A 26,545-nucleotide genomic window follows, 5' to 3' on the forward strand; every position below is an offset into this window, starting at 1 on the left:
AGCCCTGTTACGGTCATCGGGCCGAGCCGGGCTGTCCGTGGGACTCGAATTCGCTCATCGGCTCAAGGGATGTCGTGCCCAGCGTCCGCCGCGGGACTTGAGGTTGAGGGGGGGGCCTTTCGGATTGCGGGGCCGTAACACGCGCCCTTGTACACGTAGTAGTCCTCGTCACAGTCCTTCACGCTTATTGCCAACTTCACCCAGCACCCACCATTGATGGGAACCTGCTCCTTGCCAGGACAGCGTCCCGTTGCGTCTGGCCGCACTTGTCCCGGGATCGGCTTTGGGAATGGCTCCACGGCGATGCTTGACCACGCGGAGGGCTTCCGGACAACAGGCACCGGAGCCGTCAGAGCAGTGTCTCCGACAGCCACGGTGCCGCCATCTTTCCCATCGTCAGGCGCTGACGCGTGTCGCGGCTCCGCCTCCTCGCCAGGCTGCGCGCTCAGCAGCCACCCGGCTCCAAGCGCCACCGCTCCTCCCAGGCTGGCGGCCACGAGCCAGGACGGCAGGAGACGTCCAGTCGCCCGAGGCACGTCATGCCGGTGGGCGACCTCTGCATCCTCGGACTGGGCTCCCTCCCGATCGAAGAGCGGCACATCCGCTTGCGGCCCTGCCTTCCTCGCCGCGTGCTCCAGTGCCTTGGCCAGCTCGCGTGCGCTGCCACGCGCCTCGGGGCGGACGGAGAGCATCCGCGACACCAGCTCGCTCAGCTCCGCGCAGCAGCGGACGTTGACGGCACGGACAGGCTGGGGGCCCGGGCCCTCCAGGCTCCAGACGCGCGATTCCGCGTCCATCGGCGCCGGAGTGGGCGGGTAGTCGCCGGTCACCAGCCGGTAGGCGGTCATCCCCAGGGCGAAGACATCATCCGCGGGCCCCGGGGCGTAGGGCGGGGTCGACGCACGCCAGGGCAGTTGCACGGAGCGCCACGCCTCGGGCGAACGGTAGGGCGGAGTGCCAGGAGGAAACGGCGGCGAAGTCAGCGTGGCGGCACCCACGTAGTGCCCGGAGCCGAAGTCGGTCAGGAAGACGCGTCCATCCTCGGCGCGCACGAGCACGTTGTCTCCCTTCACATCTCGGTGCACGCCGCCTGCGGCATGCGTGGCCGCCAGGGCCCGCGCGAGGTTGGCGAGGGCGTGGAGCACCTGCCGGGAGGTGGGGCGCCGCACGTGGGCCCATTCGTACAGGGACACGCCTTCCACCCACTCCATCACCAGGTAGGGGTGGGGGAGGGCCCCCGGTTGCAGCCAGCTTCCATGGTCCAGGAGGCGCGGGACGCTCGGGTGGTGGATGCGGGAGAGCAGCTCCACCTCTCGCGCGAAGCGCTCATCTCCGGGATGCAGGGCCAGCTTGAGGGCCACGGGCCTTGAGCTGCCCTGAATCGCGACGGCGCGGTAGACGGCGCCGTAGGTTCCCAGGCCACACCGCTCCATCACGCGCCAAGGCCCCACCCGTGTCCCCGGGGGAAGGCGTGCCGGATTCAGGAGGCCAGGCTGCATGGAGTGTCCACGAGGAGGGAAGGAGGTTCGCTGCGATCGCGGCGAGCCTACCTCCTGCATGGGCCTGTGTCAGCGCTATCTCCAGGGTGGGGCTTGCCACAGCTCATTCCTCCGCGCTGCCCATCCCGCCCGTGTCAGCCACCTCGCCCGAGTCATCCATCTCACCCGAGTCATCCATCTCACCCGAGTTGTCGATCTCTCCCGTGTCAGCCACCTCGCCCGAGTCATCCATCTCACTCGAGTTGTCGATCTCTCCCGAGTCATCCATCTCACCCGAGTCATCCATCTCACCCGAGTCAGCCACATCGCCCGAATCAGCCACCGCCCCAGATTCGTTTGGCGAGGTAGTTGGAGTCGATGAGGCAACTGGCGGCACTGGAGTGGACGGAATCGGCGGAGCCGGCGGTGCTTGCGAGCCAGGAGGGGGATACACAGCCCTGACCCCTTCGATATCCGTCTGGGTCAATGTGCTGCTGCCGAAGCGGACTCCTGTCACGTGCACACACCCATCTTCATACGCCATGATGGAATTGAAGTCGTACTGCCCCGGATTCACGATCGTATAGCCCTTGCTCCTATCGAAGACGGTGGAGAAGCTTCCGTTCAATGCTTCGGGCTTCGTACACGAGGCCGGAACGTTCGGATGCATCATCTCGTGCATGAAACCGAGGACGTGACCGAACTCATGAATCGCATACTCCTCAGCGCAGCGGAAGGAACGCACCACCTCCTCCTCCTCGCGATCGGCCTCGTGCGTCTTGTTGTTGATGATTCTTGGGAAGCGCTTTCCTACGCAGGGGAACTTGCTGCCCCCGAAGCTCCTCCCCCAGATTGAAATCTGGACACCAATATTTCCGACAGTCGTGCGGCCCCTGGCCAGCTCGGGTCCAGGTGTCCCAGTGTTCACCACGTCCTTGTGGGTCAAATGGACACCGACTGCCTCCTGGCGCTCCTGGGCCGACAGCTCGTTGCACATCCTCCAATCCGTGAACCGGACCGAGCTCACGGCTTCCCAGCTTTCAGCCAACGCCTTCTGGACGTGCCCTTTCACTTCCTGGAGCAGGACTGGGTCCTCGTCGGCCCCCGTGGAGCTTCCTTCAATGACACACACCCGGATGGGCGTGGTGCCGTCCTGGGCCTGGGGCCACTTCGAGCCGTTGTGGAAGACCGAGGCCCGCGCGGGCGACGCCCCCGCGACGACCAGCAACAGGGGCAGCGCACCGCGAAGCACTCGCGCCATGCGCCTTCGTTGTTCCATCCCAGGATATGACACTGCTTTCATCTGCAGCCTCCACGTAGTGGGTACCCGCAACCGCATGGCTGCGGCGGCAAGGGCTCTTCCCGATGGCGGAATGAGCACCCGGCTTTGGGGGCTGAAGGAGGTGTCTGCGTTTGTGAGCCACGGCCTCGAAGCGATGCTCCGTCCCGCGCTCCAAGGGGGCGCCTGCTGCCTGCGGGGCAGACCGCCCAGCCAGGCGCTCACCCGTGCGTCAGGAGCGCTGCGGCGTGTGAACCAACGGCCCGCCGCGGATGCTCCCGCAGCGGGCCGCTGTGTTCCCGAGAGGGTGGCCTCGCGTCACCCGGTGACGCGTCCGTCCGTCACGGCTCGACCTTCAGGACATGGACCTGGGAATCACGGGTGACTCCCACCAGCTTGTCGCCCATGAAGGTCATGTGCGCGTAGGTGGAATCGCTGGCCACGACCCCGACATGCACACCGGCGTCATCGATGATGACGAGGCCGGGTTTCCAGGTATCACTCAGCCAGAGCTCGCCGGGCCGATAGGCGATGCCAGCGGCGAGGTCCGAGTTCATCTGGGTGAAGGGGTTGGTGAGGGTCCCTGCGTTGAACCCTGTCACGAGGTCGACGCGCAAGATGGGCGCCTTGTGGGCGTACCTGCTCTGGAGGAGATGGGTGCCTGTCCAGGCCATGGATGACACCCCGGGGTCCCCACTGAAGTCTCGCTCACGAGCCCCCGTGGTGGGGTTGACGCTCACGAGCCGGGTCAGGTCGGAGCCGCGAAGGAGCAACCAGAGCGAGGCGCCGTCAAAGGCCAGGCCCCAGCCCCTCCGGAAGTTCCCCAGGGTGAGCTTCCTGAGCACGCTCAACGTCTCCGGGTCGTGCTGGACCAGCGTGAGCGTGTGAGCGTTGGGGTCTCCCCCCACCTCCCGGTACAGGAACCAGAGCGCACTGCCGTCATAGGCCACGCCCTGAATCGGATGGGCGCCCGCGAAGACGCGCTCGCGGCTCAGCGTGTAGTGCCGGCTGAAGTGGGGCTCGTTTTCCCAGGTGGGAGTCTTCACCTGGATGACATTGCTCCCGGCGAGCCTGCCATCCTCCGTGAGGACGAAGACGCGGAAGTAGAGGTTGACGTTGGCCGCGACGAGCAAGCTGCCTCCCGTGTACAGCCCCGTCAGCAGGAAGTCCGTCTGGGAGGCATCGGTCCCCACATGGACGAGCATGCCGTTCGCCTCGTCGAGTGCGGGCGTGAGCTGGTGGGCGTAGACCTTGTACTCGCGGAACTTCTGGTCCTTGCTCTTCTCCCAGGCGAGGTGGACCCTCGACGTCGTCACCTCGCGCGGCTCGAGCATTCGGACCGGCCGTGGCAGGTGGACCTTCACCTCCTGGGCTTCCGTGCCCTTCTCGACGGTCTGCACGACGCGGGAGAACGTGCCATCAGCCGAATCCAGCTGAAGCTCGAGCTGGTGCTGCCCCTCGGGGACTTCGAGGAGCAGCTCGCCAGCGGCGTCCGTGCGGCCCGCCTCGGCCCCGTTGAGCTTCACGGCGGCAGCCGCAACCGGCTGCCCATCCGCGTAGGTCGCGCGGAGGTGGAGTTGCTCGCGAGGAACCTCCGTCACCTCTGGCGCCTTCGCGGTCTCCGGCGGGCTGCCGCATGCCATCCACCCCGCGGCCCACAGGGCAAGCAGAGGAATCGAACGTGGCATGGAGCCCTCCCTCACTGCTCGACCTTCAGGATGTGGACCTGGGAGCCGCCGGTGACTCCCACCAGCTTCTGGCCCATGAAGGTCATGTGCCGGTAGTTGGAAGTGTCCGCCACGACCCCGATATGCACACCGGCGTCATCGAGGATGACGATGTCGGGCTCGAACATGTCGCTCGCCCAGATCTCCCCGGGCCGGTAGGCAATGCCCGACCCGCGGTATCCGCCCCGCTGGGTGAAGGGGTTGGCGAAGCTCCCCACGATTCCCCCTGTCGCGAGGTCGACGCGCTGGATGCGCCCATTGATGTATCCCTTGCTCTGCAGGAGATGGGTGCCCGTCCACGCCAGGGATTCCGTCCCTTCCGTCGTCACGAAGGTCCGCTCGCGGGCTCCCGTGACGGGGTTGAAGCTCGCGAGCTGCTGGATGTCATTGCTGAAGCTCACCCAGAGCGAGGTGCCGTCCCAGGCCAGGCCATTGGTGACGCGGTAGTCCTCGAAGGCGAACTCCGCGAGCACTGCCAGGGTGTCGGGGTCGCGCTTCACCAGCGTGAGCTTGTCAGGCGTGTAGTAGCCCCCCACGAACTCCTGATACAGGAACCAGAGCGCGCTGCCGTCGTAGGCCACTCCGGCGATGGGCCAGGCGCCGGCGAAGGTCCGCTCGAGGGTCAGCTTGTAGGCGCGGGTGAAGTTGGCTTCGTTGGCCCACTTGGGCGTCGTGACGTGGAGGACGTTGCTGCCGGCGAGCGTGCCATCCTCTCCGAGGACGAAGACGCGGAAGTAGAGCCTGGCGTCGGCCCTGACGAGCGGGCTGCCCCCGATGTGCCGTTCCGTCAGCAGGAAGTCCGTCTGGGAGACCTCGGTTCCCACGTGGATGAGCAGGCCGTTCGTCTCGTCGAAGGCGGGCGAGATGTGGCTGGCGTAGACCTTGTACTCGCGGAACTTCTTGTCCTCGCTCTTCTCCCAGGCGAGGTGGACCCTCGACGTCGTCACCTCGCGCGGCTCGAGCATGCGGACCGGCCGCGGCAGGCTGACGTTGACCTCCTGGGCCTCCGCGCCCTTCTCGACGGTCTGCACGACGCGGGAGAACGTGCCGTCACCCGAACCCAGCTGGAGCTCGAGCTGGTGCTGCCCCGAGGAGAGCTCGAGGGTCAGCTCGCCAGCGGCGTCCGTGCGGCCCGCCTCGGCCCCGTTGAGCTTCACGGCGGCATCCGCCACCGGTTGCCCATCCGCGTAGGTCGCGCGGAGATGGGTCTTTTCGCTTGGAGCCGCCGGCACCTCTGGCGTCTCCGGCACGTTCTTCGGATCCGAGGGGCTTCCACAGGCCATCCACGCGGCCGCCACCAAGGAGAGGAGAGGAGTCCAACGCGACATGCAGCACCCACTGGGAGTACGGAGTCCGGCCACTCGCTGGGCCGACACTCTACACTTTTCCCGCTGTGCTGTATCGCCTTGGCTCTCGCATGTGGGCTTTCTCCAACGACGCGACCCGGGCGGCTCAACCCGCGACGGGCAGGCCCTGGGTCTTCCCCGTCAGGTCCTTCCCGGTGGCCCAGCCGAGCAGCCCGGTGGAGGACTTCACGAGGTACAGGTACTCCCCCGGAGGGCCCAGGGGCGCGGCGGCCAGCACCTGGATCTTCGAGCCCTGCGCCAGCGTGGCGACGGCCGTCTTGTCGGTGCGGCTGCGCGCCAGCGGGAAGGACTGCTTCACGGTGGCCTCCACGCCGACGGCGTACAGCTCCTGGGGCACCTCGGTGACCAGGCCCGCCTTGTCGAGCGCGTACTTGTCCCGGCGGTTCCAGAAGCCCTGCCATGAGTCGGACAGGATGATGCCATTGCCCTTCGCCTCGGTGAGCGCGGGGACGTTGCCGATGGCCTTCAGCGCCTTGCCGTCGAAGGCATAGAGGTGCTGCTGCTTGTCGTAGTCCGTCTGCCCGGTGGTGACGACGAGCTCCTTGCGCTTGTCGCCGCTGTCGAGGTCGACCACGACGAAGCCCGGAGGCGCGTTGCCATCCGTCCCGCCGCGGATGGTGGCGCTGCCGGCCTTGAGGACGAACTCGTCCCGGGGCTCGTCCCACGTCAGGGAGATGGCCTCCTGCTTGCCGTCACCATTCAGGTCCACCGAGGCGGAGTTCGTGGGCTCCTGCGCGTGCCCGAGCGGCGCGGTGAGCAGGGTGAGCGTCACCACGGCCAGGGCGGGGGACTGGGTCTTCATGGAAGAGGCCTCCGGTGGGAGCACTGCGCCGGCGCATCGTAGTCGGGAACGCGGAGGCGGCGCGTGGAGGTCGATTCCAATGCGGACGCGCTGCTTCCCCCGCCCCCGGCTCGGACACGCCGCGGCGCCTTCTCCCTGGGAGGGATGAAGGCGCCGTCCGCGAGCCGGTCAGAGGTGGTAGTGCCCCGCGGCCTCGGGTTGGTACGGCACCGCGACGATGCGCAGGCGCTTGGTGCGGCCTCCCGGCAGCGGCCAGGTGATGGACTGCCCGACGGACAGGCCGATGAGGGCGCTGCCGATGGGAGCGAGCACGGAGATGCGGCCGTCGTCCGTGCGCGCGTCGCGCGGGTAGACGAGGGTGACCTCGCGGCGCTCGCCGGACTGCTCGTCCTCGAAGACGACGGTGCTGTTCATCGTCACCACGTCCGGGGGAACTGTCTCCGAGGCGACGATGCGCGCCCGGGACAGCTCCGCGTCAAGCATCTCCGCGAACTCGGCCGTGCGGCCGCCTCCGTTGTGGTCGATGACCTGGCGCAGGCGCTCCAGGTCGGTTTCGGTCACGATGAGAGGCTGCTCGGTGGACATGTCGCTGGGCTCCTCTGGGTGGAAATAGGGCGAAACCCACTCCAACCATTCAATTCGGACCTTATTCCCGGACCCACCACTCGATGCCGTGGGCCCCGTCGTCCGCGAGGAAGAACACGCGGGGACCGGAGCGCGTGAAGAAGTACGGCAGCGAGCCCTGCCGCCCCGGGGCCAGGGCCTGGTGCCGCTGCGTGCCGGCCCAGGTGCCGTCGGTCCGCCACAGCTCGGCGCCGTCCTCTCCGTCGTCCGCGTGGAAGAGTGCCGTGCCGTCCACGTCCGACATCCAGCGCGGCTCGGAGTGCCCCGGGCCCGGACGGAGGTCTCGCACCAGGGCCGCGCCGCCCGCCAGGCCGTCCGAGCGCCACAGCTCATGCCCGTGGGTGCCATCGTCGGCGCTGAAGAGGACGCCGGAGCCCAGCGCGCCGAACCAGAGGGGATACGAGCCCTCCGGCCCGGGCCGCACGTCCCCCGCGAGCACGGTGCCTCCAGGCGTGCCGTCGCTGAGCCAGGGCTCACGGCCCGTGTCGGGGCTGCTCGCCGCGAAGAAGACCCTGCCGCCCGCGACGGTGAAGGTGTCCGGGAAGGAGCCATTCCAGCCATCGGAGATATCTCGCAGCAGCAGGGTGCCCGCCTCGGTGCCGTCGCTGACCCAGGGCTCGCCGCCGTGCTCCGCGTCATCCGCCGCGAAGACGAGCTTCGTCCCGAGCGCCGTCAGCGCCCTGGGGAAGGAGCCTCCCAGGCCCGGCCGCAGGTCCTTCACGAGCCCCGTGCCCGCCTCGGTGCCGTCGGTGACGCCAAGCTCCCAGCCCACGTCCTCGAAGAAGGCGGAGAAGAACAGCCGGTGGCCCACGGGCGTGAGGTTGACGGGGGAGCCATCCGGAAGACCGGGGTACAGGTCCTTCACGAGGAGGGTGCCTGCCGCCGTGCCGTCGGTGCGCCACAGCTCTTCGCCGTGGGTGCCGTCCGAGGCGGTGAAGTAGGCAACGCCGTCCAGCACGACGGGCCGCTCGAAGGTGGCGCTGCCGGAGGGGCCCGGGTGGAGGTCCACTACGAGGACCGTGCCCGCGCGAGTCCCGTCGGTGCGCCACAGCTCGCGGCCGTGGAGGCCGTCGTCGGCGAAGAAGAACACGTGCGAGCCGAGCACGAAGAGCTGGGACGGCTCCGAGCCCGCGGGGCCCGGGTGCAGATCCTTCACCAGCCAGGTGCCTTCGGGCGTGCCGTCCGTTCGCCAGAGCTCCGGCCCGACGCTGCCGTCGTCCGCGTCGAAGAAGAGCGTTCCGTCCAGCGTCGTCCAAGAGGAGGTGCCAGGCCGGCCTCCACCCGGGTGGAGGTCCTGCACCATCCGGGCGAGGTCGCCCTCCAGGGGCGCCGTGACGGCATCGGTGCGCGGTGCCGCGCTGGCCGAGGAGAGCAGGGGTGGAGGGAATTGGCTGATGGAGTCCCCCAGGCGGACGGCCCACAGCTCGGCGCCGGAGTCGCGGTGCTGGGCCGTGAAGAACAGCCGCGAGCCGCTGGCGGTGAAGCCTCGCGCCGAGGAGGAGAGGGCGCCGCCCGCGAGGTCTCGCAGGCGGGAGGTGGTCGCGGCGAAGCCATTGCTCGTCCACGGCTCGTGGCCTTTTCCGGGCTCGCGGGCGGCGAAGAAGAGCCGGCCCCGCTGCGACTTCATGAAGGCGATGGCCGAGCCCTCCGGGCCGGGAGTGATGTCCTTGAGGAGCACGGTGCCGCCGGGCGTTCCATCGCTGCGCCACAGCTCGTCTCCGTGCTCGGGGGAGTACGCGGAGAAGCACAGGAAGTTGTTCACGGCGGCCAGCTCCCGGGGGTTGGAGCTGGCGCGGCCGGGCGCGATGTCCGAGATGCGCGAGGTGCCGAGGGCCGTGCCGTCACTGCGCCACAGCTCGTCGCCGTGTTCGGGGGTGCCCGCGATGAAGAAGAGGAGCCCCCGGGCGGAGGTGGGGCGTGGGTCATCGCTCAGGCCGGGGTCGCGCAGGTCCGCGAGCCGCACCGTGCCGCTGGCGGTGCCGTCGCTCTTCCAGAGGGTGAGGGGCGGCGGCTCCACGGGGAGGTCGTCGTTCTCATCGACCTCGAACCGCACGAAGAAGAAGAGCTTCCCGGCCACGTCCGTGAGCCCGAGCGGGCGGACGATGACGGCAGGCGGCGCATCGATGGTCCGGACGGGGACGGTGCCCTCGGGCGTGCCGTCGCTCTTCCAGAGGACCCGGTCGACGAAGAAGAAGAGCTGCCCGCCCGAGGCGGTGAGGAGGTGCGGATAGGCGCCAGCGCGGCCGGGCGCGAGGTCCTTCACGACGTGGGTGCCACCGGGGGTGCCATCGGTCTTCCAGAGCTCCCTGCCGGACGCTCCGTCATCGGCGACGAAGAAGAGCGTGTAGCCCACGGCGGTGAGCTCCTCGACGCCCGAGCTGTGGATGCCCGCGCGCAGGTCCGCGACGAGCTGCGTCCCGGACGGCCGGCCGTTGCTCTTCCAGAGCTCTTCTCCGTGCTCTCCATCATTGGCGACGAAGTACAGGGTGTGGCCCACGGCGGTGAGCTCGCTCGGGTCCGAGCCCAGGGGGCCGGGGCGGATGTCCTTGACCAGCGAGGTGCCCGGGTCCGTGCCGTCGCTCTTCCACAGCTCCGTGCCTCGCGAGTGGTCGGTGGCGCCGAAGAGGAGCAGGCCGCCCACGTCCGTCAGCGCATGAGGCGCACTGCCCAGGCGTCCACCGGCGATGTCGTCCACGAGGTACGCCTGGGTGGAGAGGAGCGAGGCATCGGTGCTCTCCAGCGCGCCATCCTCGGGGAGGGAGGGCAGCGAGCTCTCACATGCGAGGGTGGAAGCGAGGCACAGCAGGAGAAGCGTCGGACGTACGGGCTGCGAGGCCATGAGCGGCACCGTCTTTCGCGCCGGGGAGCACGCGCGGGTGGGGCGCCAAAGCTGGGCTGCCCCTGACGGATGGGCAGCCGTCCGTCAGGGCAGGGAAAGTGGAGGGTTGCCTACAGAGGCCTCGTTGTGGAGAGAGGCCTCGTCAGAACGCGCAGTCCGCGCCCCGGGTCGGCAGCACCGACTTCCCGCTCGACAGCCACGCGTCCACGGCCTTCGCCGCCTCGCGGCCATCGGACAGGGCCCAGACGATGAGGCTCGCGCCCCGGCTCGCGTCGCCCGCACAGAACACGCCATCCGCCGACGTGGCGAAGCGCGCGTCCACCTGCACCGTGCCCCGGGGTGACAGCTTCACCCCCAGCTCCTCGGAGAGTCGCCCCGGCTCCGGCCCCGTGAAGCCCATGGCCAGCACCAGCAGGTCCACCTCGAACGTCACCTCGGTGCCCGGCACCTCCACCACGCGGGGCAGCGCCCCCGGCTCGCGGAGCAACTCCACCTGCACGGCGTGCAGGGCCTCCAGCTTCCCGTCGCGCCCGGTCAGCTGCTTCGTCATCAGCGCGAAGGCGCGCTCGCCGCCTTCTTCCTGGCTCGACGACGTACGGAACACCAGCGGCCACCGGGGCCACGGATTGCCCGCCGCGCGCACCGAGGGCGGAGCCGGCAGCAGCTCCACCTGGTGCACGCTCTTCGCGCCCTGCCGCAGCGCCGTGCCCAGGCAGTCCGAGCCCGTGTCGCCACCGCCCAGCACGATGACCCGCCGGCCCACCGCGTCCAGGCGCGCGTCCTTCTGCCCTGTGCCCTCCAGCAGCCGGTTCTGGTGCTCCAGGTACTCCATCGCCTGGACCACGCCGGCCAGCTCGCGCCCCGGCACCTCCAGCTCCCTCGGCTTGCGCGCGCCCATGGCCAGCACCAGCGCGTCATGCCGCCCGCGCAGCTCGCGGAAGCTCACCGAGCCCCCCACGTCCACGCCGTTGCGGAACTCGATGCCCTCCGCCTCCATCACCGCGAGCCGCCGGTCCAGCACCGACTTCTCCAGCTTGAAGTCCGGAATGCCGTAGCGCAGCAGCCCACCGGGCCGCGAATCCCGCTCGTACACGGTGACGCTGTGTCCGGCCGCGTTGAGCTGCGCCGCCGCCGCCAGCCCCGCGGGGCCCGAGCCCACCACGCCCACCGTCCTCCCCGTGCGCCGCGCCGGAGGCCGGGGCTTCACCCAGCCCTCCGCGAAGGCCCGCTCGGCGATCTCCTTCTCCATCTGCTCGATGGTCACCGCGTCCTGGTCGATGGCCAGCACGCACGCGGCCTCGCAGGGCGCGGGGCACAGCCGCCCCGTCATCTCGGGGAAGCCGTTGGTGCGGCTGAGCAGCTCGTACGCCTCGCGCCAGCGGCCCCGGTACACGGCCTCGTTGAAGTCGGGGATGAGGTTCCCCAGCGGACAGCCCTGGTGGCAGAAGGGCACGCCACAGTCCATGCACCGGCCCGCCTGGCGCTTCGCCTCCTCGGGCGCGAGCGGCAGGGCGAACTCCTTGAAGTCCCCTACGCGCTCCTGCTTGTCCCGCTTTTGCGCGTGGACGCGGGGCCACTCCATGAATCCCGTCGGCTTGCCCATGGTCAGCCCCTCCCGCCTGCGGTCTGCTGAAGCTGCTCGGAGTTCGCCTGCGCGGGCCGCCGGGCTGCCCGCCGCGCCTGGAGCACGCGCTTGTAGTCCGTGGGCATCACCTTCACGAACCGCGGCACCGTCAGCTCCCAGTTGTCCAGCACCCGCCGAGCCAGCGCACTGCCCGTGTGCTTCAGGTGCCGCTCCACCATGCCGTGCACGAGCCAGATCTCCGACTCGTCCACCAGCGACTCCAGCTCCACCATCTCGAGGTTGCAGCGCTGCCGGAAGGCCATCTCCCGGTCGAGGACATAGGCCGTGCCGCCGCTCATGCCCGCCGCGAAGTTACGTCCCGTGGGGCCGAGCACCACCACCACGCCGCCCGTCATGTACTCGCAGCCGTGGTCGCCCACGCCCTCCACCACCGCCTGCGCGCCGCTGTTGCGCACCGCGAAGCGCTCACCCGCGAGGCCTCGCAGGTACACCTCGCCGCCGGTGGCGCCGTAGAGGGCCGTGTTGCCCACCAGCACGTTGTCCTCGGCCGCGAAGCGGGCTGCCTGCGGCGGGTAGACGATGATGCGCCCGCCGGACAGGCCCTTGCCGACGTAGTCGTTGGCATCGCCCTCCAGCTCCAGCGTCACGCCGGAGACGAGGAACGCGCCGAAGCTCTGGCCCGCCGAGCCCTTCAGCCGCACGTGGATGCGCCCGTCCGGCAGTCCCCGGCCTCCGTGCCGCCGGGCAATCTCGCCGGACAGCATGGCGCCCACGGCGCGGTGCGTGTTGCTCACCGGCTGCGTGAGCAGCAGCGGCGGCCCGCCATCCAGCACCTGGCTCGCGTCGCGCAGCAGCGTGTGGTCCAGGTGGTCCGACACGTCCTTCGTCCTCGGCACCTTGCAGTGACGGGGCTCCTCGGCCGGAGCGGCGGGGGCGGCCAGCAGCGCGGACAGGTCCACGCGCTTCGCCTTCCAGTGGTCCACCGCCGTCCGCTGGCGCAGCAGGTCCACCCGGCCCACCAGCTCCTCCACCGTGCGCGCGCCCAGCGCCGCCAGCTTCTTCCGGAGGTCCTCGGCAATCAGGAGGAAGAAGTTCACCACGTCCTCGGGCTTGCCCTGGAAGCGCTCGCGCAGCGCCGGGTCCTGCGTGGCGATGCCGGCCGAGCAGGTGTTGAGGTGGCACTTGCGCAGCATCACGCAGCCCACGGCCACGAGGCTGGCGGTGGCCATGCCGAACTCCTCCGCGCCCAGCAGCGCCGCCACCAGCACGTCGCGCGCGGTGCGCATGCCGCCGTCCGCCTGCACCCGGATGCGCGAGCGCAGCCCGTTGTGCACCAGCACCTGCTGCGTCTCCGCCAGCCCCAGCTCCCACGGCAGGCCCGCGTGGTGGATGCTGGAGATGGGGGACGCCCCGGTGCCGCCCTCGTACCCGGAGATGACCACCGCGCCGGCGCCCGCCTTGGCCACGCCCGCGGCGATGGTGCCCACGCCCACCTCGCTCACCAGCTTCACGCTCACCCGCGACTGGGGGTTCACGGACTGGAGGTCGTAGATGAGCTGCGCCAGGTCCTCGATGGAGTAGATGTCGTGGTGCGGGGGAGGGGAGATGAGCGTCACGCCCGGCGTGGACCAGCGCACGCGCGCAATCCGCTCGTCCACCTTGTGCCCGGGGAGCTGGCCTCCCTCACCGGGCTTGGCGCCCTGGGCGACCTTGATCTGCAGCTCGTCCGCGTTGACCAGGTACTCCGTGGTGACGCCGAAGCGGGCGCTCGCCACCTGCTTGATGGCGCTGCGGCGCAGGTCCCCATTCTCGTCCGGCGTGTAGCGGCGCGACTCCTCACCGCCCTCTCCGCTGTTGGAGCGTCCGCCCAGCCGGTTCATGGCGATGGCCAGCGTCTCGTGCGCCTCCGCGCTGATGGAGCCGAAGGACATGGCGCCGGTGACGAAGCGGCGCGCAATCGATAGCGCCGGCTCGACTTCCTCCAGCGGCACCGGGGTGCGGCCCTCGGTGTTCAGCTCCAAGAGGCCGCGCAGGTTGCAGTGCTCGCGCGTCTCGTCGTCCGCCAGCTTCGAGTACTCCGCGAAGACGGCCGCGTCGTTGGCGCGCACCGCCGCCTGGAGCTTCGCAATCGTGGCGGGGTTCCACTTGTGCCGCTCGCCCAGCCGGCGCCACCGGTACTGGCCGCCCACGGGCAGCAGGCCGGCCTCCGCGTCCGCCTCGGGGCCGAAGCCGCGGGCGTGCCGCTCCTGCACCTCGCGCCCCAGCTCCGGCAGCCCCACGCCTTCCACGCGGGACGACGTGCCGGTGAAGTGCCGCTCGATGAGGCTTCGCTGAAGTCCCACCGCTTCGAAGAGCTGCGCGCCCCGGTAGGACTGGAGCGTGGAGATGCCCATCTTGGACATCACCTTCATCAGCCCTTCCTCAATCGCATGGATGAAGCGCTCCTGCGCCTTCTCCGCGTCCACGGCCAGCTCGCCGCCGTCGGCCATGGCGCGCAGCGTGTCCAGCGCCAGGTACGGGTTCACCGCCGAGGCCCCGAAGGCGAAGAGACAGGCGAAGTGGTGCACCTCGCGCGCCTCGGCCGTCTCCAGCAGAAGGCCGGTGTGCATGCGGATGCCGTCGCGCACCAGCCGCTGATGCACCGTGGACATGGCCAGCAACGCGGGGATGGCCCCGTGCGCCGCGTCCACGCCGCGGTCGCTCAGGAGCAGGATGCTGGCGCCCGAGTCCACCGCGTCCACGGCCTCCGTACACAGCCGCTCCACCGCGGCCTCCAGCGCGCCCTCGCCGCCGTCCAGCGGGTAGAGGAGCGACAGCCGCTTCGTCTCGAAGAGGCCCTCGCCGTGGATGACGCTCAGCCTCGCGAGCTGCCCGTTGGTGAGGATGGGGCCGGGCAGCGACAGCCGGTGGCACTGCTCCGGCGTCTCCTCGAAGGTGTTGCTCTCCGGGCCCAGCGCGGTGGCCAGCGTCATCACCAGCGACTCGCGCAGCGGGTCGATGGGCGGGTTGGTCACCTGCGCGAAGAGCTGGTGGAAGTAGGAGAAGAGGCTGGGCGCCTGGTCGCTGAGGACCGCGAGCGGCGTGTCCGTGCCCATGGAGCCCACGGGCTCCTTGCCGGTCTCCGCCATGGGTGTGAGCACGGTGCGCACGTCCTCGGCGGTGAAGCCGAAGGCGCGCTGCAGGCGCCAGAGTTCCTCGCCGCGCAGGCGCTCGGGGGCGGGAATCGCGGGCAGGTCGTCGAAGGTGTAGACGTTGCGCTCCAGCCAGCGGCGGTACGGCCAGCGCGTGGTGAGGTCGCGCTTCACCTCGTCGTCCTCGAGGATGCGCCCCTCGGTGGTGTCCACCAGCAGCATGCGGCCCGGCGTCAGGCGGCCCTTGCGGCGTACCTGCGCGGGGGGCACGTCGATGACGCCCGTCTCCGAGGCGAGGATGATGCGGTCGTCCTCGGTGACGAGGTAGCGCGCGGGCCGCAGCCCGTTGCGGTCCAGCGTGGCGCCGATGAGCTGCCCGTCCGTGAAGGCGATGGCCGCGGGCCCGTCCCACGGCTCCAGCAGGGCGGAGGAGTACTCGTAGAAGGCGCGCCGCTCGTCGGCCATCAGCGCGTCGCCCTCCCACGCCTCCGGAATCATCATCATCAGCGCGTGCGGCAGCGTGCGGCCGCCGAGGTAGAGCAGCTCCACCATGTTGTCGAACTGGGCCGAGTCGCTCTTGCCGGGGACGATGATGGGCTGGAGCGGCTCCAGGCTCCCGCCCAGACGGGCCGTCTGCAGGAGGCCACGCCGCGCGTTCATCCAGTTCCGGTTGCCGCGCAGGGTGTTGATCTCCCCGTTGTGCGCGATGAAGCGGAACGGCTGCGCCAGCTCCCAGGTGGGGAAGGTGTTGGTGGAGAAGCGCGAGTGCACCAGCGCCAGCGCGCTCACGAAGTCCGGCTGCTGGAGGTCCGCGTAGAAGCGCGGCAGGTCCACCGGCAGCATCAGCCCCTTGTAGATGAGCGTCTCCGACGACAGGGACGCCACGTGGAAGAGGCCGCGCGGGTCCACGCCGCGCGCCTGCACGCGGTTCTCCGTCAGCTTGCGGATGCGGTACAGCTTGCGCTCGAAGGCGCTGGGCACCACGCGCCGCCGGGCGATGAAGAGCTGCCGGATGACGGGCGCGGCCTCGCGCGCGACGGGGCCCAGGTGCTCCGGGGCCACGGGTACGTCCCGCCAGCCGAGCACCCGCTGACCTTCCTCGGCCACGACCTCTTCGAGGGCGGCCTCGCACGCGGCGCGCGCGTCCGGGTCGGGCGGGAGGAAGACCTGGCCCACGCCGTAGTGGCGGCGCGCGGGGAGCGCGAAGCCGAGCTGCGGCACCACGCGCTCGAAGAAGCGGTGGGGGAGCTGCACCAGGATGCCCGCGCCATCTCCCGTCCGGGGGTCCCTCCCGGCCGCCGCCCGGTGGCTCAGCCGGTTCAGCAGCTCGAGGGCGTCCTCGACGATGCCGCGGGAGCGCTCGCCTCGCAGGTGGGCCACGAAGCCCACGCCGCAGGCGTCATGCTCGGTGTCGGGCTCGTAGAGGCCGTACCGGCCGGGGAGGATTGCGGACATCAACTTCCCCCATTCCCGCTGACGCGGGTGGTCATTGTTGTAATGCGGCACGCTAACGCGTTGCGTCGGCTCACGTAAAGGAAGTCCCGTGCGGGGGGTTGTCGGGTGGCATGCCGGGTGAGCTGGCCGACCCTCGGGGCGGAGGGGGCGTCACCTGCCGGGCAGTTGCCGGAGCTGGGGCGGAGTCGGAGCGGTTGCAGCGTCTGGAGCTTTACAGTCCCCGGCTTCGTGGCATTCCGTCGGGGCGGGCTCCAGTGCCTGGAGCCGTTGCCGCGCCGCGCCAGGAGGGCTTCATGCCGTACACCCCGATCATCGGAACGCTGGGCTACGTGATGTCGCCAGACGGGCAGCGGGTGCTGCTCGTCCACCGCAACGCCCGGCCGGATGATGCGCACTTCGGCAAGTACAACGGCCTGGGCGGGAAGATGGAGCGCGACGAGGACGTGGCGGCGTGCATGCGCCGAGAGATTCGCGAGGAGGCCGGCATCGAGTGCCTGGAGATGCGCCTTCGCGGCACCATCTCCTGGCCCGGCTTCGGCAAGCATGGCGAGGACTGGCTCGGCTTCGTCTTCCGCATCGACCGCTTCGAGGGCACACCGCTGGAGCGCAACCCGGAGGGCTCCCTCTCCTGGGTGCCCGTGGCGGAGGTGCCGAAGCTGAACCTCTGGGACGGGGACCGGCACTTCCTGCCGCTCGTCTTCGACGCGGACCCCCGGCCCTTCCACGGCGTCATGCCCTACGAGGGCGGCCGCGCGGTGAGTTGGTCCTTCACCCGGCTGTAGGTGCCCGTAACTCCAGGGTTTTCCAGTCGACAGGGTGGGTGTTGGCGCCAGACGTCCTTATGGCCGGATGCGCCATGTCACCCCCCGTACGTTGACGGGCGGCCTGCCGAGGAAGTATCCGTAGTGCCGGGTGAAAATGAGAACGATTCTCAATTTCGACGTTTCGGCGGCGGGCGGGAGCCCGGGGCACGCGGTGGTGGTGATGCCCGCCTCGGAGCCGTCCCAGCCGAACGGCGTCGCCACGGGGCTCTTCCGGATGGGCGAGACCACGCCCGGCGAGGGGCCTCGGAGCCGGTGGGGCCAGGCCGCCCTGGTCGCCGTGCTGGTGCACGCCGGCGTGTTCGTTGGTGGGCTCGCGCTTCCGGCCTCCCGGCCGGAGAAGGCGCCCGCGCCGCCGGAGCCCGAGCTGGTGTTCATGACCTTTGCTCCACCGCCGCCCGCGCCCGCCGCCGGTGCTGCCGCCACGCCGGTGCCCGCGAAGACGCCGCGCCAGGCCCGCGTCACCCGGCCCACGGAGCGCGTGCTGACGCCGCCCGTGCCCAAGCCGGTGCCGGAGCCCGTGGAGGCGAAGCCCGAGCCGGTTCCCGAGCCGCCCACCGAGGTGGCCGAGCAACCGCAGGAGCAGACCCCGGTCGCCGCGAACACGGGTGTCGGCGCCGTCGTCGGTGGCGTGGTGGGCGGTGTGGTGGGTGGGCAGCAGGGCGGCATCGTGGGTGCCACCGCCGTGGGGGGCACGGGCGAGGCCCTGGGACTGAAGCAGGTGTCGCAGCCGCCGGGCGTGCTCAAGCAGGTTGCTCCCGAGTACCCGCGCCGCGCGCGCTCGGATGGCATCCAGGGGCTGGTGCTGGTGCGCATCATCATCGGGACGGACGGCAAGGTGGAGCCTGCGCACACGCGCGTCATCCGCTCGGTTCCCGCGCTGGACGCGGCGGCCGTGGAGGCCGTCAACCGGTGGCGCTTCTCGCCGGCCATCGGCCGCGAGGGGCGGCCGGTCCGCGTCATCATCGAGGTTCCCGTCAACTTCGCCCTGAAGTGAAGGGCGCTCTTCTCGCATCAGGCTTCGTGCGCGAGCTCCGGCTCGTGCGTGGAGACGCCACATGAGCAGCCTTCTTCGAAAGACGTTCTTCTGGATTCACCTGGTGGCCGGCCTCGTCGCCGGTCTCGTCATCGCGGTCATGTCCGTGACGGGCGTGGCGATTGCGTTCGAGCCGCAGCTGCTCGAGTGGGCCGAGCGTGACGCCCGACAGGTGCAGGTGCCCGCGGACGCGGCGCGGCTCCCGGTGGACGAGCTGGTGGCCCGCGTGCGCGCGGCCCGTCCGGACGCGCAGCCCTCGGGCGTGACGGTGTATGCCGAGCCCGGCGCCGCGGTGCTGGTGAACCTGGGGCGCGAGGCCCTGGTGTACGTGAATCCGTACACGGGCGAGGTCAAGGAGGGCGGGGCGCAGGGGTGGCGCGACTTCTTCCACTTCATGGAGGACCTGCACCGGTGGCTCGCCGCGCACGGGGACAACCGCCCCATCGGCAAGGCGATCACAGGGGCGAGCAACGCCGCGTTCCTCTTCCTGGCCCTGTCCGGCCTGTACCTGTGGTGGCCCCGCAAGTGGACGCTGCGCGCGATGCGGCCCTCCCTGTGGTTCCGGCGCGGGCTGAAGGGCAAGGCGCGCGACTGGAACTGGCACAACGTCATCGGCTTCTGGTCCTTGCCCGTGCTCGTCGTGCTGACGGCGTCGGGCATGGTCATCTCGTACAAGTGGGCCTCGGACTTGGTGTTCAAGGTCACCGGCAACACGCCGCCCGCGAACCAGGGCCCGCCGGGGCAGTCCTCGGTGAAGCTGCCCGCGCCGCCGCCGGGGGCCGAGCGGCTCAAGCTGGATGCGCTCTTCACCGAGGCCCGGAAGGGGACGCCTGAGTGGACCTCCGTCTCGCTGCGCCTCGGTGGTGCTCCGCGTCCCGGAGGGCCGCAGGGACAGCAGGGACCCGGGGCGCAGCCTCGTGGCGAGGGTGCTCCGCGTGCCGAGGGCGCTCCTCGTGGCGAGGGTGCTCCTCGTAGCGAGGGTGCTCCGCGTGCCGAGGGTGCTCCGCGTGCCGAGGGTGCTCCGCGTGCCGAGGGTGCTCCTCGTGTCGAGGGTGCTCCGCGTGCCGAGGGCGGAGGCCGCGGAGGCGGCGGTGGTCCGGAGGCGCTCACCTTCACCGTCCGCGCCCGCGACGCGTGGCCGCTCTTCTCGTCCACGCAGGTGTCCCTCAATCCCTTCACCGCCGAGGTGGCGAAGCAGGAGGGCTACGCGGACTTCAACAGCGGCCGCAAGCTGCGCACGTGGCTGCGCTTCCTGCACACGGGAGAGGCGCTCGGGTGGATGGGGCAGCTCATCGCGGCCATCGCCTCGCTCGGCGGCGCCGTCCTCGTGTGGACCGGCTTCGCCCTGGCCTGGAGGCGCTTCTTCCCGCGCCGGCAGGCCCGCGCCGCCACCGAGCCCGTGGCGTCACCCGCGCCTTCAACCCCGGAAGAGACGGCGGCCTGAGTCCCACCGCCTCGGCCCCGCACGTGTGTCGTGCGGGGCCGGAAATCCGCACTCCGGCTGTAGTTCGAAATTGACTTTGCATATCAAAATCGGTTTCAAGGCAGCGCGTTGAACCGGCCACCCCGGCCAGGAGCACGAGACCCCCATGTCCCCCAAGACTTCCCGTACCCCAGGCATCCGCTCTGCAGTCGGTCACACCGGAGGCGTGCGCGCCGCACTGCGCCCCTGGGGCCAGGCCGCCGTCGGCCTCGCGTCCGCGCTGGCGGCCAGCGGCGCTGTGGCCCAGGAGCCCACGAGCCCCGCAGCGGACCCGGCGACTCAGCCCGCCGCGCAGGTGCAGGGCACCGAGAACCCCGGCACGCCCCAGGCGCAGAGCCCCGGCGCTCCCGCCGCTACCTCCCAGGCCCCGGGCACGGAGGAAGCCGGGCAGGGTGCGCAGGACACCTTCGTCCTCCCCACCGTGCAGGTGGAGGCCGAGGCGGAGAAGGGCTACCAGGCCAAGGAGAGCAGCCTCACGCGGCTGCCGAAGCCGCTGGTGGACACGCCGCAGTCCGTCACCGTGGTGCCTGAGGAGGTGCTGGAGGAGCAGCAGGTGACGACGGTCCGCGAGGCGCTGCGCAACGTCTCCGGCATCACCATCAGCGCGGGCGAGGCCGGCCGCCAGGGTGACACGTTCATCCTCCGCGGCTTCTCCGCGCAGAACGACATCTCCCGTGACGGCGCGAGAGACCTGGGCTGGTACTCGCGCGACACCTTCAACCTGGAGGGCGTGGAGGCCTACTTCGGGCCGTCCGCCGTCCTCTTCGGCCGCGGCTCCACCGGCGGCGCCGTCAACCTGGTCACCAAGAAGCCGAAGAAGACCTCCTTCCAGGACGTCTCCATCAGCGGTGGCACCGCCCCGTCCGGCCGCCTCGAGGCCGACCTCAACCAGGCCGTCTCCGACGCGCTCCAGGTCCGGCTCAACGTCATGGGCGAGCTCGGCGGCGCCGCGGCCCGCGACGTGGTGGAGGACAACCGCCTGGGCTTCGCGCCCTCGCTGCGCTTGCAGACGGGCGAGAACACGACGTTCGAGTTCGACTACCTCTTCCAGCGCGAGGACGGCGTGCCGGACTACGGCGAGCCGTACTTCAACCGCTTCCCCGTCTCCACCAGCCTCGACGTGCCGCGCGAGTCGTTCTACGGCGTGGCGGACTCGGACCAGACGCGGGTGGACGCGCACGTCGCCAGCGGCCGGCTGCTCCAGCGCTTCGGAGAGGCCGTGCTCTTCACCAACACCCTGCGCTACGGGCGGGTGGACCGGTTCCTCCGGCCCACGTCGCCTCGCGGGCTCGCGCCGACGACGGGCATCCCGGAGACCATCGGCCGGCAGCGCTTCGAAATCGAGACGGACGGCACGTACCTGTCCAACCTCGCGGACGTGCGCGGGACGTTCGACACGGGCTTCCTGAAGCACACCACCAACGCTGGCGTGGAGCTGTCGTGGGAGAAGCGCGCCCAGGGCCGCATGAACCTGAGCGCGGTGGGCCTGCCCACCGGCCCCAACATCCCCGCGGACCTGTTCAACCCGGACCCGCGGCCCGACCTGTCCGCCGTGACGCCCACGTTCCAGAGCGCCAACACCAGCCTCCAGCGGACCCTGGGCCTCTACGCGGCGGACCAGATTGCCATCGGCAAGTACGTGGAGGTGCTTGGCTCCATCCGCTGGGACGTCTTCAACACGGACTACACCGCCGTGGCCGCCGCCGGCACGAAGACGCGGCTGGAGAGCAGCGACAAGCTGTTCAACTGGCGCGCGGGCGTCGTCGTCCACCCCATGGAGAACACGAGCGTGTACGGCATGTACGGCACGTCCGCCAACCCCTCCGCCGAGCTGGCCACGCTCTCCGCCGACACGGTGAGCCTGGATCCGGAGAAGAACGCCATCGTGGAGGTGGGCGCGAAGGGTGAGTTCATCGAGGGCCGGCTGGGCCTCACCGCGGCCGTGTTCCGCATCACCAAGACGGACGCGCGCGTGCCCAACACGGACCCGGAGGGGCCGCCGCAGATCCTCGCCGGTGAGCAGCGCGTGCAGGGCTACAACGTGGGCGTGGCGGGCACCGTCACCCGGGATTGGAAGATGCTCGCGAACTACACCCTGATGGACTCCGCCATCACCGAGCACACCAACCCGTACCTCGTCGGCCAGCGGCTGCCGAACACCCCGCGCCACAGCCTCTCGCTCTGGACGACGTACCAGGTGCTGGAGAACCTGTCGGTGGGCGGCGGCGCCGTCTACCAGGACGTGACGAGCGTCAGCAACCCGACCTCCGCGGCCACGGCCACCAACAACGTGCCCAACTTCTGGCGCTTCGACGCGTTCGCGAGCTACGAGTGGGGCAAGGCCAACCTCCAGCTCAACGTGTACAACCTCACCGACGCCCTCTATTACGACCAGTTCTACGCCGGGCATGCCGTGCCGGCCGAGGGTGTCTCCGCGCTGCTGACCGCGCGCTACCGCTTCTAGGCGCGGGCCGCCAGCGGGGCCACCGTCCTCCAGGAGTCGCTCCATGATGCTGCACATCCCCAGCGTGCTGACCGCCGAGCAGGTGGCCCACTGCCGCACGGTCATGGAGCGGGCCTCCTGGACGGACGGGCGTGTCACCTCCGGCTACCAGTCCGCGCAGGTGAAGAAGAACCTCCAGCTCCCCGACGACGGGCCGGCCGCGCGCGAGCTGGGCGACCTGGTGTTGTCGGGGCTGGAGCGCAGCGCGATGTTCATCTCCGCGGCGCTGCCGCAGCGGGTGTTCCCTCCGCTGTTCAACCGCTACGAGCCGGGGATGACGTTCGGCTCGCACGTGGACAGCGCCATCCGCCCGGTGACGGGGACGCCGCTGCGCGTGCGCACGGACGTGTCGGCGACGCTCTTCCTCTCCGAGCCGGACAGCTACGACGGCGGCGAGCTGGTGGTGGAGGACACCTACGGCAGCCACTCGGTGAAGCTGCCGGCCGGGGACCTCATCATCTACCCGGCGTCCAGCCTGCACCACGTGACGCCGGTGACGCGCGGCGTCCGGCTCGCGTCGTTCTTCTGGGTGCAGAGCATGGTGCGGGACGTGTCGCGCCGCGCGATGCTCTTCGACATGGACACGGCGATTACCCAGCTCAACCAGGAGGTGCCCAAGAGCCCCGCCCTGGTGATGCTGACGGGCGTGTACCACAACCTCCTGAGGCAGTGGGCGGAGCCCTGAAGCCCGGCCGAAGGCGTGGGCGGGGCTCGGAAGCCCGCCCCGCCTGAAGGTCAGCCCTGGTCCTTGCGGACGAGGACCTTCTTGCCGCGCACCGTGGCGTTCTTCAGCGCGGCGATGATGCGGTTGGCGTCCGGCTCCGGCACCTCCACCAGCGTGAAGCTGTCGCCAATCTGGATGGCGCCAATCTTCGACGAGTCGAGCCCCGCCTCGCCGGCGATGGCGCCCACCACGTCCGCCGGGCGCATGCCCGCGCGCCGGCCCGCGCCAATCCACAGGCGGGTGATGTCCCAGGCCGGTGGGCCTCCCCGGCTCTTGGTGCCCCGCTCCGGGCGTCCCGGCCTGCCGCCGGGCGCACCGGGCGCTCCAGGCCTGCCGCCGGCCATTCCGGGCCGCGGGGGCCGGTCCACCGGCGGGGCCACGGTGGGGATCTCCTCCTCCTTGCCCTCGCGGCCCTCGTCCTGGGCCTCCTGGAGGAGCTTCACCGCGGCGGCGGCGATGTCCATGGCGTCGAACTCGGAGGCCAGGGCCTCCACCGCGCCGCGGAAGGAGTCCAGCTCACCGGCCACCAGCGCCTCGCGCAGGGCGGAGCGCAGCATCTCCTGCTGCTTCTCGCGCAGGTCCGCCACGGTGGGCACCGTGGCCACCTCGATGCGCTGGCCGGTGACGCGCTCGATGTTGCGCAGCAGCCGGTGCTCGCGGGGCTCCACGAGGGTGATGGCCACGCCCTCGCGGCCGGCGCGGCCCGTGCGGCCGATGCGGTGCACGTACGCCTCGGGGGCGTTGGGCACGTCGAAGTTCACCACGTGGGACAGCCGGGGGATGTCCAGACCGCGCGCCGCCACGTCCGTGGCCACGAGCAGGTCGGTGCCCTGGGACTTGAGCTGCTTGATGACGCGGTCTCTCTGCTCCTGCGTCATGCCGCCGTGCAGGGCGTGGGCGCGCCAGCCGCGGCCGTTGAGGGAGACGGTGAGGTCATCCACCTCCGTGCGGGTGCGGCAGAAGATGATGGCGGCGGTGGGGGACTCCACGTCGAGCAGGCGGCCCAGGGTGGCAATCTTGAAGGCGCGCGGGACGACGTAGGCCGTCTGCCGGACGCGGGGCATCTCGCCCTGCTCCACCTTCTCGCGGGCAATCTTCACGCGCACTGGCTCGCGCAGGTGGCGCTCGGCGATGCTGGCGATGCGCGGGGGGAGGGTGGCGGAGAAGAGGGCGGTCTGCCGCGTCTCGGGCGTGCCGGAGAGGATGGCCTCCAGGTCCTCGGCGAAGCCCATGTCGAGCATCTCGTCGGCCTCGTCCAGGACGACGGTGCGCACGTCGTCGAGCTGGAGCGTGCCCCGGCGCAGGTGGTCCAGCGCGCGGCCGGGGGTGGCGACGACGACGTCCACGCCGCGCTTGAGGACGCGCAGCTGCTGGCCGATGACCTGCCCGCCGTAGAGGGGCAGCACGGTGACGCCGAGCTTCTGCCCGTAGCGGTGGATGGCCTCGGAGACCTGCATGGCCAGCTCGCGCGTGGGGACGAGCACCAGCGCGGCGGTGGTGTTCGGGCGGCAGGTGCCCGGCTCGATGCGGTTGAGGAGGGGGAGGGCGAACGCGGCCGTCTTGCCGGTGCCGGTGGCGGCGATGCCGAGCAGGTCCTTGCCCGCGAGCAGCGGCGGGAGGGCGGCGGCCTGGATGGGCGTGGGCTCCTCATATCCGAGGGCGCTGAGCGCCTCGATGAGGGCGGGCTTGAGGCCCAGGGAGTCGAAAGTGGCGTGAGGGGGGGCGACGGGAGGAGGCGGAGAGGCTTTCACGGTCCGGGCTTGTACCACCAGCACTCTCCGGATGGCCGCGAAGAATGCAGGTTCTGTCCCACACCTGAAATCACGGGGCCGTGGCAGGTGAAGGCACGCCGCCCTGGAGCGGCTCGCCGACGGCCGGAGGGGACGTCCGGACGACGATGTCCGCGTCGATGCCGTCCCCGCCGGGCGCTCCATCCTCGCCGTAGGACCGCAGGACGGGCAGGCCGCCTTCGAGGCGGTAGATGTAGTCATGCTCCCAGGGGTCCTGGGGGGCGACCTCGAGGAACCCGGCATCCACCAGGGCGCCAAGGCCCTGGGCGGCGTCCGGATAGTGACCGCGTTTCCAGCGGGGCGGCTGCAGCTACCGTGCCTGCCGCCGTGCTACTGGCTGCGCGGTGCGGGTGCTCGGCACAGGGTTTCTTCCACGCGGGAGCGCAGGGCTTCGAGCGACCCGTCATTCAGGATGACGGCATCGAATTGGGCTCGCTCCGCTCCCGCCGCTTCTCGTTCGGTGGCATGGCTCGCCAGCGCCCCTGGGGCGCCTGCACCCGGGCGCTCCACGAGCCACAGCTCTGCTCCCAGGGCCCGCGCCAGCTTCCACTCACGGCTGGTGCGCAGATCCGTGCAGACCACCCTGCCTTCGGCCTTCAGGAGCGACTCCACACGCAGGCGGAAGGGGCGGAGCCATACCTCGGCATCGAGCTCGACGCAGGTCTGCCCGAATCGCTGGTACAGCTCCCGAGGCGACTTGCCCAATCGGGGGTCGACGCTGTTGCGCCCATCGCCCCACAGTTGGTCCGGGCTGAGCTGGAAGAGCGTCATCAAGATGGCCTTCATGGGATCGGCAATGGCGACCCGTTCGAAGCCATGGTGACGTGTCAGGAGGCTGCCCACTGTGTCCTTGCCGGCGCCAGACACGCCCGCCAGGCAGATGAAGTTCCGAGGGTTCATCGCCCACCTCCAAAGTCATACCGGCCGCCGCGCTGGTCGAAGCGTGCCATTTCGAAGTGGACCTGGGACCAGGCTCGCTCGATGCCCGCTTCCAGGATGGGCCCGCTATAGCGGTGTCCACCCCCAGCGTTGTCGAAGAAGCGCCCAGCGGGATCCACCATGGCGTAGCTACCGCGCATGTCCTCGTTGTCTTCGGGAATCAGGGCAATGCCGTGTGCGGCCAGCCCCTGGTGTCGTGCGACGAAGCCACGGAAGTCCTCGTCGGAGCACAGGAGCGAGTCGACCTTGCCGCTGTTCTGTCCCTCTACGGGCAGGACCCGGAGCATCTTCCACCGCTCCGGACGGAGTGCACGCAGGAAGGCGCCCTGGTCTTCGCCTGCGTTGAGCGAGGTGACGACGGTGTTTACCTTGAAGCGCATGCCAGCCTGCCGGATGCGGTCCGCAGTGGCGATGTAGACCTCCGGATCGATGGCCCGGCCCTGCACCGCGCGGCCCATCGCCACGTGAGTCGCGGGGAAGGGACTGTCGATGCTGAGCGTGACCCAGTCGAGGGCGCCCTTGAGCCGCGCGATGCGTTCGGGAGTGAGTTGACTGCCATTGGTCACCACCATGGTCGTCGCTCCGCGCTCCTTCGCGATTTGGACCAACTCGGGCAGCCAGGGACACAGGAGCGGCTCGCCTCCCGCGAAAGTGATCTTCTGGAAGTGGGAGCAAAGCATTTCCACAATCCGCAGCGCCGCCTCCTTTGGAAGATGTCCGCGAGGCAGGACCTGGGCGCGGACATCCTGGAAGGTTGCGAAGCAGAAGCGGCAACGCATGTTGCACGGCTCCCACAGGTGGAAGTTGACCGAGGGCGGCAACTCGTGCTGCTGGGAGGTGCGGTTTGACCCGGAAGGAATGCTCCCACCCGATGCGTTGGGCGTGCGCGATGCCAGGCGGCGCTCAAATGGGGAGAGGGTGGGGTCATCGACTGTGGGCTGATGCATGGAGCCTCCGTTCGG

18 protein-coding genes are annotated in these 26,545 nt (G+C 70.3%); 5 read left to right on the forward strand and 13 right to left on the reverse strand.

All coding sequences use genetic code 11. The annotated features are described in order from the left end of the window. Positions 1–62: 62 nt before the first annotated feature. From LXT23_RS12305 to gltB, 9 genes are all read right to left on the reverse strand, one after another. Positions 63–1,433: a serine/threonine protein kinase gene (locus LXT23_RS12305; RefSeq protein ID WP_253980443.1), complete on the reverse strand. Its 1,371-nt coding sequence runs from the start codon at positions 1,431–1,433 to the stop codon at positions 63–65. Positions 1,434–1,602: 169 nt separating this feature from the next. Then, the gene (locus LXT23_RS12310; protein WP_253980313.1) at positions 1,603–2,739 is read right to left on the reverse strand and encodes a zinc metalloprotease; all 1,137 of its coding nucleotides are present in this window, start codon (positions 2,737–2,739) and stop codon (positions 1,603–1,605) included. Between the two features lie 359 nt (positions 2,740–3,098). Beyond that, a complete protein-coding gene (locus tag LXT23_RS12315; RefSeq protein ID WP_253980314.1) occupies positions 3,099–4,445 on the reverse strand; it encodes a fibronectin type III domain-containing protein in 1,347 nt (448 codons plus the stop codon). 11 nt (positions 4,446–4,456) lie between these two features. Further along, complete coding sequence (locus LXT23_RS12320; RefSeq protein WP_253980315.1) at positions 4,457–5,767, reverse strand: YncE family protein; 1,311 nt, start codon at positions 5,765–5,767, stop codon at positions 4,457–4,459. A gap of 169 nt (positions 5,768–5,936) precedes the next feature. After that, positions 5,937–6,653: a hypothetical protein gene (locus LXT23_RS12325; protein ID WP_253980316.1), complete on the reverse strand. Its 717-nt coding sequence runs from the start codon at positions 6,651–6,653 to the stop codon at positions 5,937–5,939. A 168-nt stretch (positions 6,654–6,821) separates the two neighbouring features. Continuing rightward, on the reverse strand, positions 6,822–7,238 hold the full coding sequence (gene rnk / locus LXT23_RS12330) for a nucleoside diphosphate kinase regulator (protein ID WP_253980317.1): 417 nt from the start codon (positions 7,236–7,238) through the stop codon (positions 6,822–6,824). Positions 7,239–7,299: 61 nt separating this feature from the next. Then, positions 7,300–10,116, reverse strand: a complete 2,817-nt coding sequence (locus tag LXT23_RS12335; protein ID WP_253980318.1) for an ELWxxDGT repeat protein — start codon at positions 10,114–10,116, stop codon at positions 7,300–7,302. 142 nt (positions 10,117–10,258) lie between these two features. Further along, positions 10,259–11,719 (reverse strand): glutamate synthase subunit beta, encoded by a 1,461-nt coding sequence (locus LXT23_RS12340; RefSeq protein WP_253980319.1) that lies wholly within the window; start codon positions 11,717–11,719, stop codon positions 10,259–10,261. 2 nt (positions 11,720–11,721) lie between these two features. Beyond that, a complete protein-coding gene (gene gltB, locus LXT23_RS12345) occupies positions 11,722–16,287 on the reverse strand; it encodes a glutamate synthase large subunit (protein WP_253980320.1) in 4,566 nt (1,521 codons plus the stop codon). A gap of 293 nt (positions 16,288–16,580) precedes the next feature. Here gltB and LXT23_RS12350 point away from each other — a divergent pair, with 293 nt between their 5' ends. The 5 genes from LXT23_RS12350 (at position 16,581) to LXT23_RS12370 (ending at position 22,815) form a co-directional block, all read left to right on the forward strand. Next, complete coding sequence (locus LXT23_RS12350) at positions 16,581–17,069, forward strand: NUDIX hydrolase (protein ID WP_253980321.1); 489 nt, start codon at positions 16,581–16,583, stop codon at positions 17,067–17,069. Between the two features lie 136 nt (positions 17,070–17,205). After that, positions 17,206–18,105 carry an energy transducer TonB gene (locus LXT23_RS12355; RefSeq protein ID WP_253980322.1) on the forward strand — a complete coding sequence of 300 codons (900 nt, stop codon included), beginning with the start codon at positions 17,206–17,208 and terminating at the stop codon, positions 18,103–18,105. Between the two features lie 61 nt (positions 18,106–18,166). Then, the gene (locus tag LXT23_RS12360; RefSeq protein WP_253980323.1) at positions 18,167–19,588 is read left to right on the forward strand and encodes a PepSY-associated TM helix domain-containing protein; all 1,422 of its coding nucleotides are present in this window, start codon (positions 18,167–18,169) and stop codon (positions 19,586–19,588) included. A gap of 205 nt (positions 19,589–19,793) precedes the next feature. Continuing rightward, entirely contained in the window at positions 19,794–22,091 is a 2,298-nt protein-coding gene (locus tag LXT23_RS12365) for a TonB-dependent receptor (protein WP_253980324.1), read from the forward strand. A 43-nt stretch (positions 22,092–22,134) separates the two neighbouring features. Continuing rightward, positions 22,135–22,815: a Fe2+-dependent dioxygenase gene (locus LXT23_RS12370; RefSeq protein ID WP_253980325.1), complete on the forward strand. Its 681-nt coding sequence runs from the start codon at positions 22,135–22,137 to the stop codon at positions 22,813–22,815. A 50-nt stretch (positions 22,816–22,865) separates the two neighbouring features. On the opposite strand, the gene LXT23_RS12375 is transcribed toward LXT23_RS12370, so the two are convergent. From LXT23_RS12375 to LXT23_RS12390, 4 genes are all read right to left on the reverse strand, one after another. After that, the gene (locus LXT23_RS12375; RefSeq protein WP_253980326.1) at positions 22,866–24,605 is read right to left on the reverse strand and encodes a DEAD/DEAH box helicase; all 1,740 of its coding nucleotides are present in this window, start codon (positions 24,603–24,605) and stop codon (positions 22,866–22,868) included. Between the two features lie 70 nt (positions 24,606–24,675). Beyond that, a complete protein-coding gene (locus LXT23_RS12380) occupies positions 24,676–24,954 on the reverse strand; it encodes a type II secretion system protein GspG (RefSeq protein WP_256560807.1) in 279 nt (92 codons plus the stop codon). Between the two features lie 20 nt (positions 24,955–24,974). Further along, positions 24,975–25,544 (reverse strand): deoxynucleotide monophosphate kinase family protein, encoded by a 570-nt coding sequence (locus LXT23_RS12385; RefSeq protein ID WP_253980328.1) that lies wholly within the window; start codon positions 25,542–25,544, stop codon positions 24,975–24,977. Continuing rightward, positions 25,541–26,530, reverse strand: a complete 990-nt coding sequence (locus LXT23_RS12390; protein ID WP_253980329.1) for a viperin family antiviral radical SAM protein — start codon at positions 26,528–26,530, stop codon at positions 25,541–25,543. The genes LXT23_RS12385 and LXT23_RS12390 overlap by 4 nt, the downstream gene beginning before the upstream one ends. Positions 26,531–26,545 lie beyond the last annotated feature (15 nt).

Origin of the sequence: Pyxidicoccus xibeiensis, assembly GCF_024198175.1 — a bacterium.
In the GTDB taxonomy this organism is placed as follows: domain Bacteria; phylum Myxococcota; class Myxococcia; order Myxococcales; family Myxococcaceae; genus Myxococcus; species Myxococcus xibeiensis.

What these genes read in the sequence shown, in the direction of transcription:
- LXT23_RS12355 (WP_253980322.1), top strand. Translation starts at nt 17,206, where the DNA reads ATGAGAACGATTCTCAATTTCGACGTTTCGGCGGCGGGCGGGAGCCCG.
- rnk (WP_253980317.1), bottom strand. Translation starts at nt 7,238, where the DNA reads ATGTCCACCGAGCAGCCTCTCATCGTGACCGAAACCGACCTGGAGCGC.
- LXT23_RS12370 (WP_253980325.1), top strand. Translation starts at nt 22,135, where the DNA reads ATGATGCTGCACATCCCCAGCGTGCTGACCGCCGAGCAGGTGGCCCAC.
- LXT23_RS12305 (WP_253980443.1), bottom strand. Translation starts at nt 1,433, where the DNA reads ATGGAGCGGTGTGGCCTGGGAACCTACGGCGCCGTCTACCGCGCCGTC.
- LXT23_RS12350 (WP_253980321.1), top strand. Translation starts at nt 16,581, where the DNA reads ATGCCGTACACCCCGATCATCGGAACGCTGGGCTACGTGATGTCGCCA.
- gltB (WP_253980320.1), bottom strand. Translation starts at nt 16,287, where the DNA reads ATGTCCGCAATCCTCCCCGGCCGGTACGGCCTCTACGAGCCCGACACC.
- LXT23_RS12310 (WP_253980313.1), bottom strand. Translation starts at nt 2,739, where the DNA reads ATGGCGCGAGTGCTTCGCGGTGCGCTGCCCCTGTTGCTGGTCGTCGCG.
- LXT23_RS12340 (WP_253980319.1), bottom strand. Translation starts at nt 11,719, where the DNA reads ATGGGCAAGCCGACGGGATTCATGGAGTGGCCCCGCGTCCACGCGCAA.
- LXT23_RS12315 (WP_253980314.1), bottom strand. Translation starts at nt 4,445, where the DNA reads ATGCCACGTTCGATTCCTCTGCTTGCCCTGTGGGCCGCGGGGTGGATG.
- LXT23_RS12320 (WP_253980315.1), bottom strand. Translation starts at nt 5,767, where the DNA reads ATGGCCTGTGGAAGCCCCTCGGATCCGAAGAACGTGCCGGAGACGCCA.
- LXT23_RS12385 (WP_253980328.1), bottom strand. Translation starts at nt 25,544, where the DNA reads ATGAACCCTCGGAACTTCATCTGCCTGGCGGGCGTGTCTGGCGCCGGC.
- LXT23_RS12360 (WP_253980323.1), top strand. Translation starts at nt 18,167, where the DNA reads ATGAGCAGCCTTCTTCGAAAGACGTTCTTCTGGATTCACCTGGTGGCC.
- LXT23_RS12325 (WP_253980316.1), bottom strand. Translation starts at nt 6,653, where the DNA reads ATGAAGACCCAGTCCCCCGCCCTGGCCGTGGTGACGCTCACCCTGCTC.
- LXT23_RS12335 (WP_253980318.1), bottom strand. Translation starts at nt 10,116, where the DNA reads ATGGCCTCGCAGCCCGTACGTCCGACGCTTCTCCTGCTGTGCCTCGCT.
- LXT23_RS12390 (WP_253980329.1), bottom strand. Translation starts at nt 26,530, where the DNA reads ATGCATCAGCCCACAGTCGATGACCCCACCCTCTCCCCATTTGAGCGC.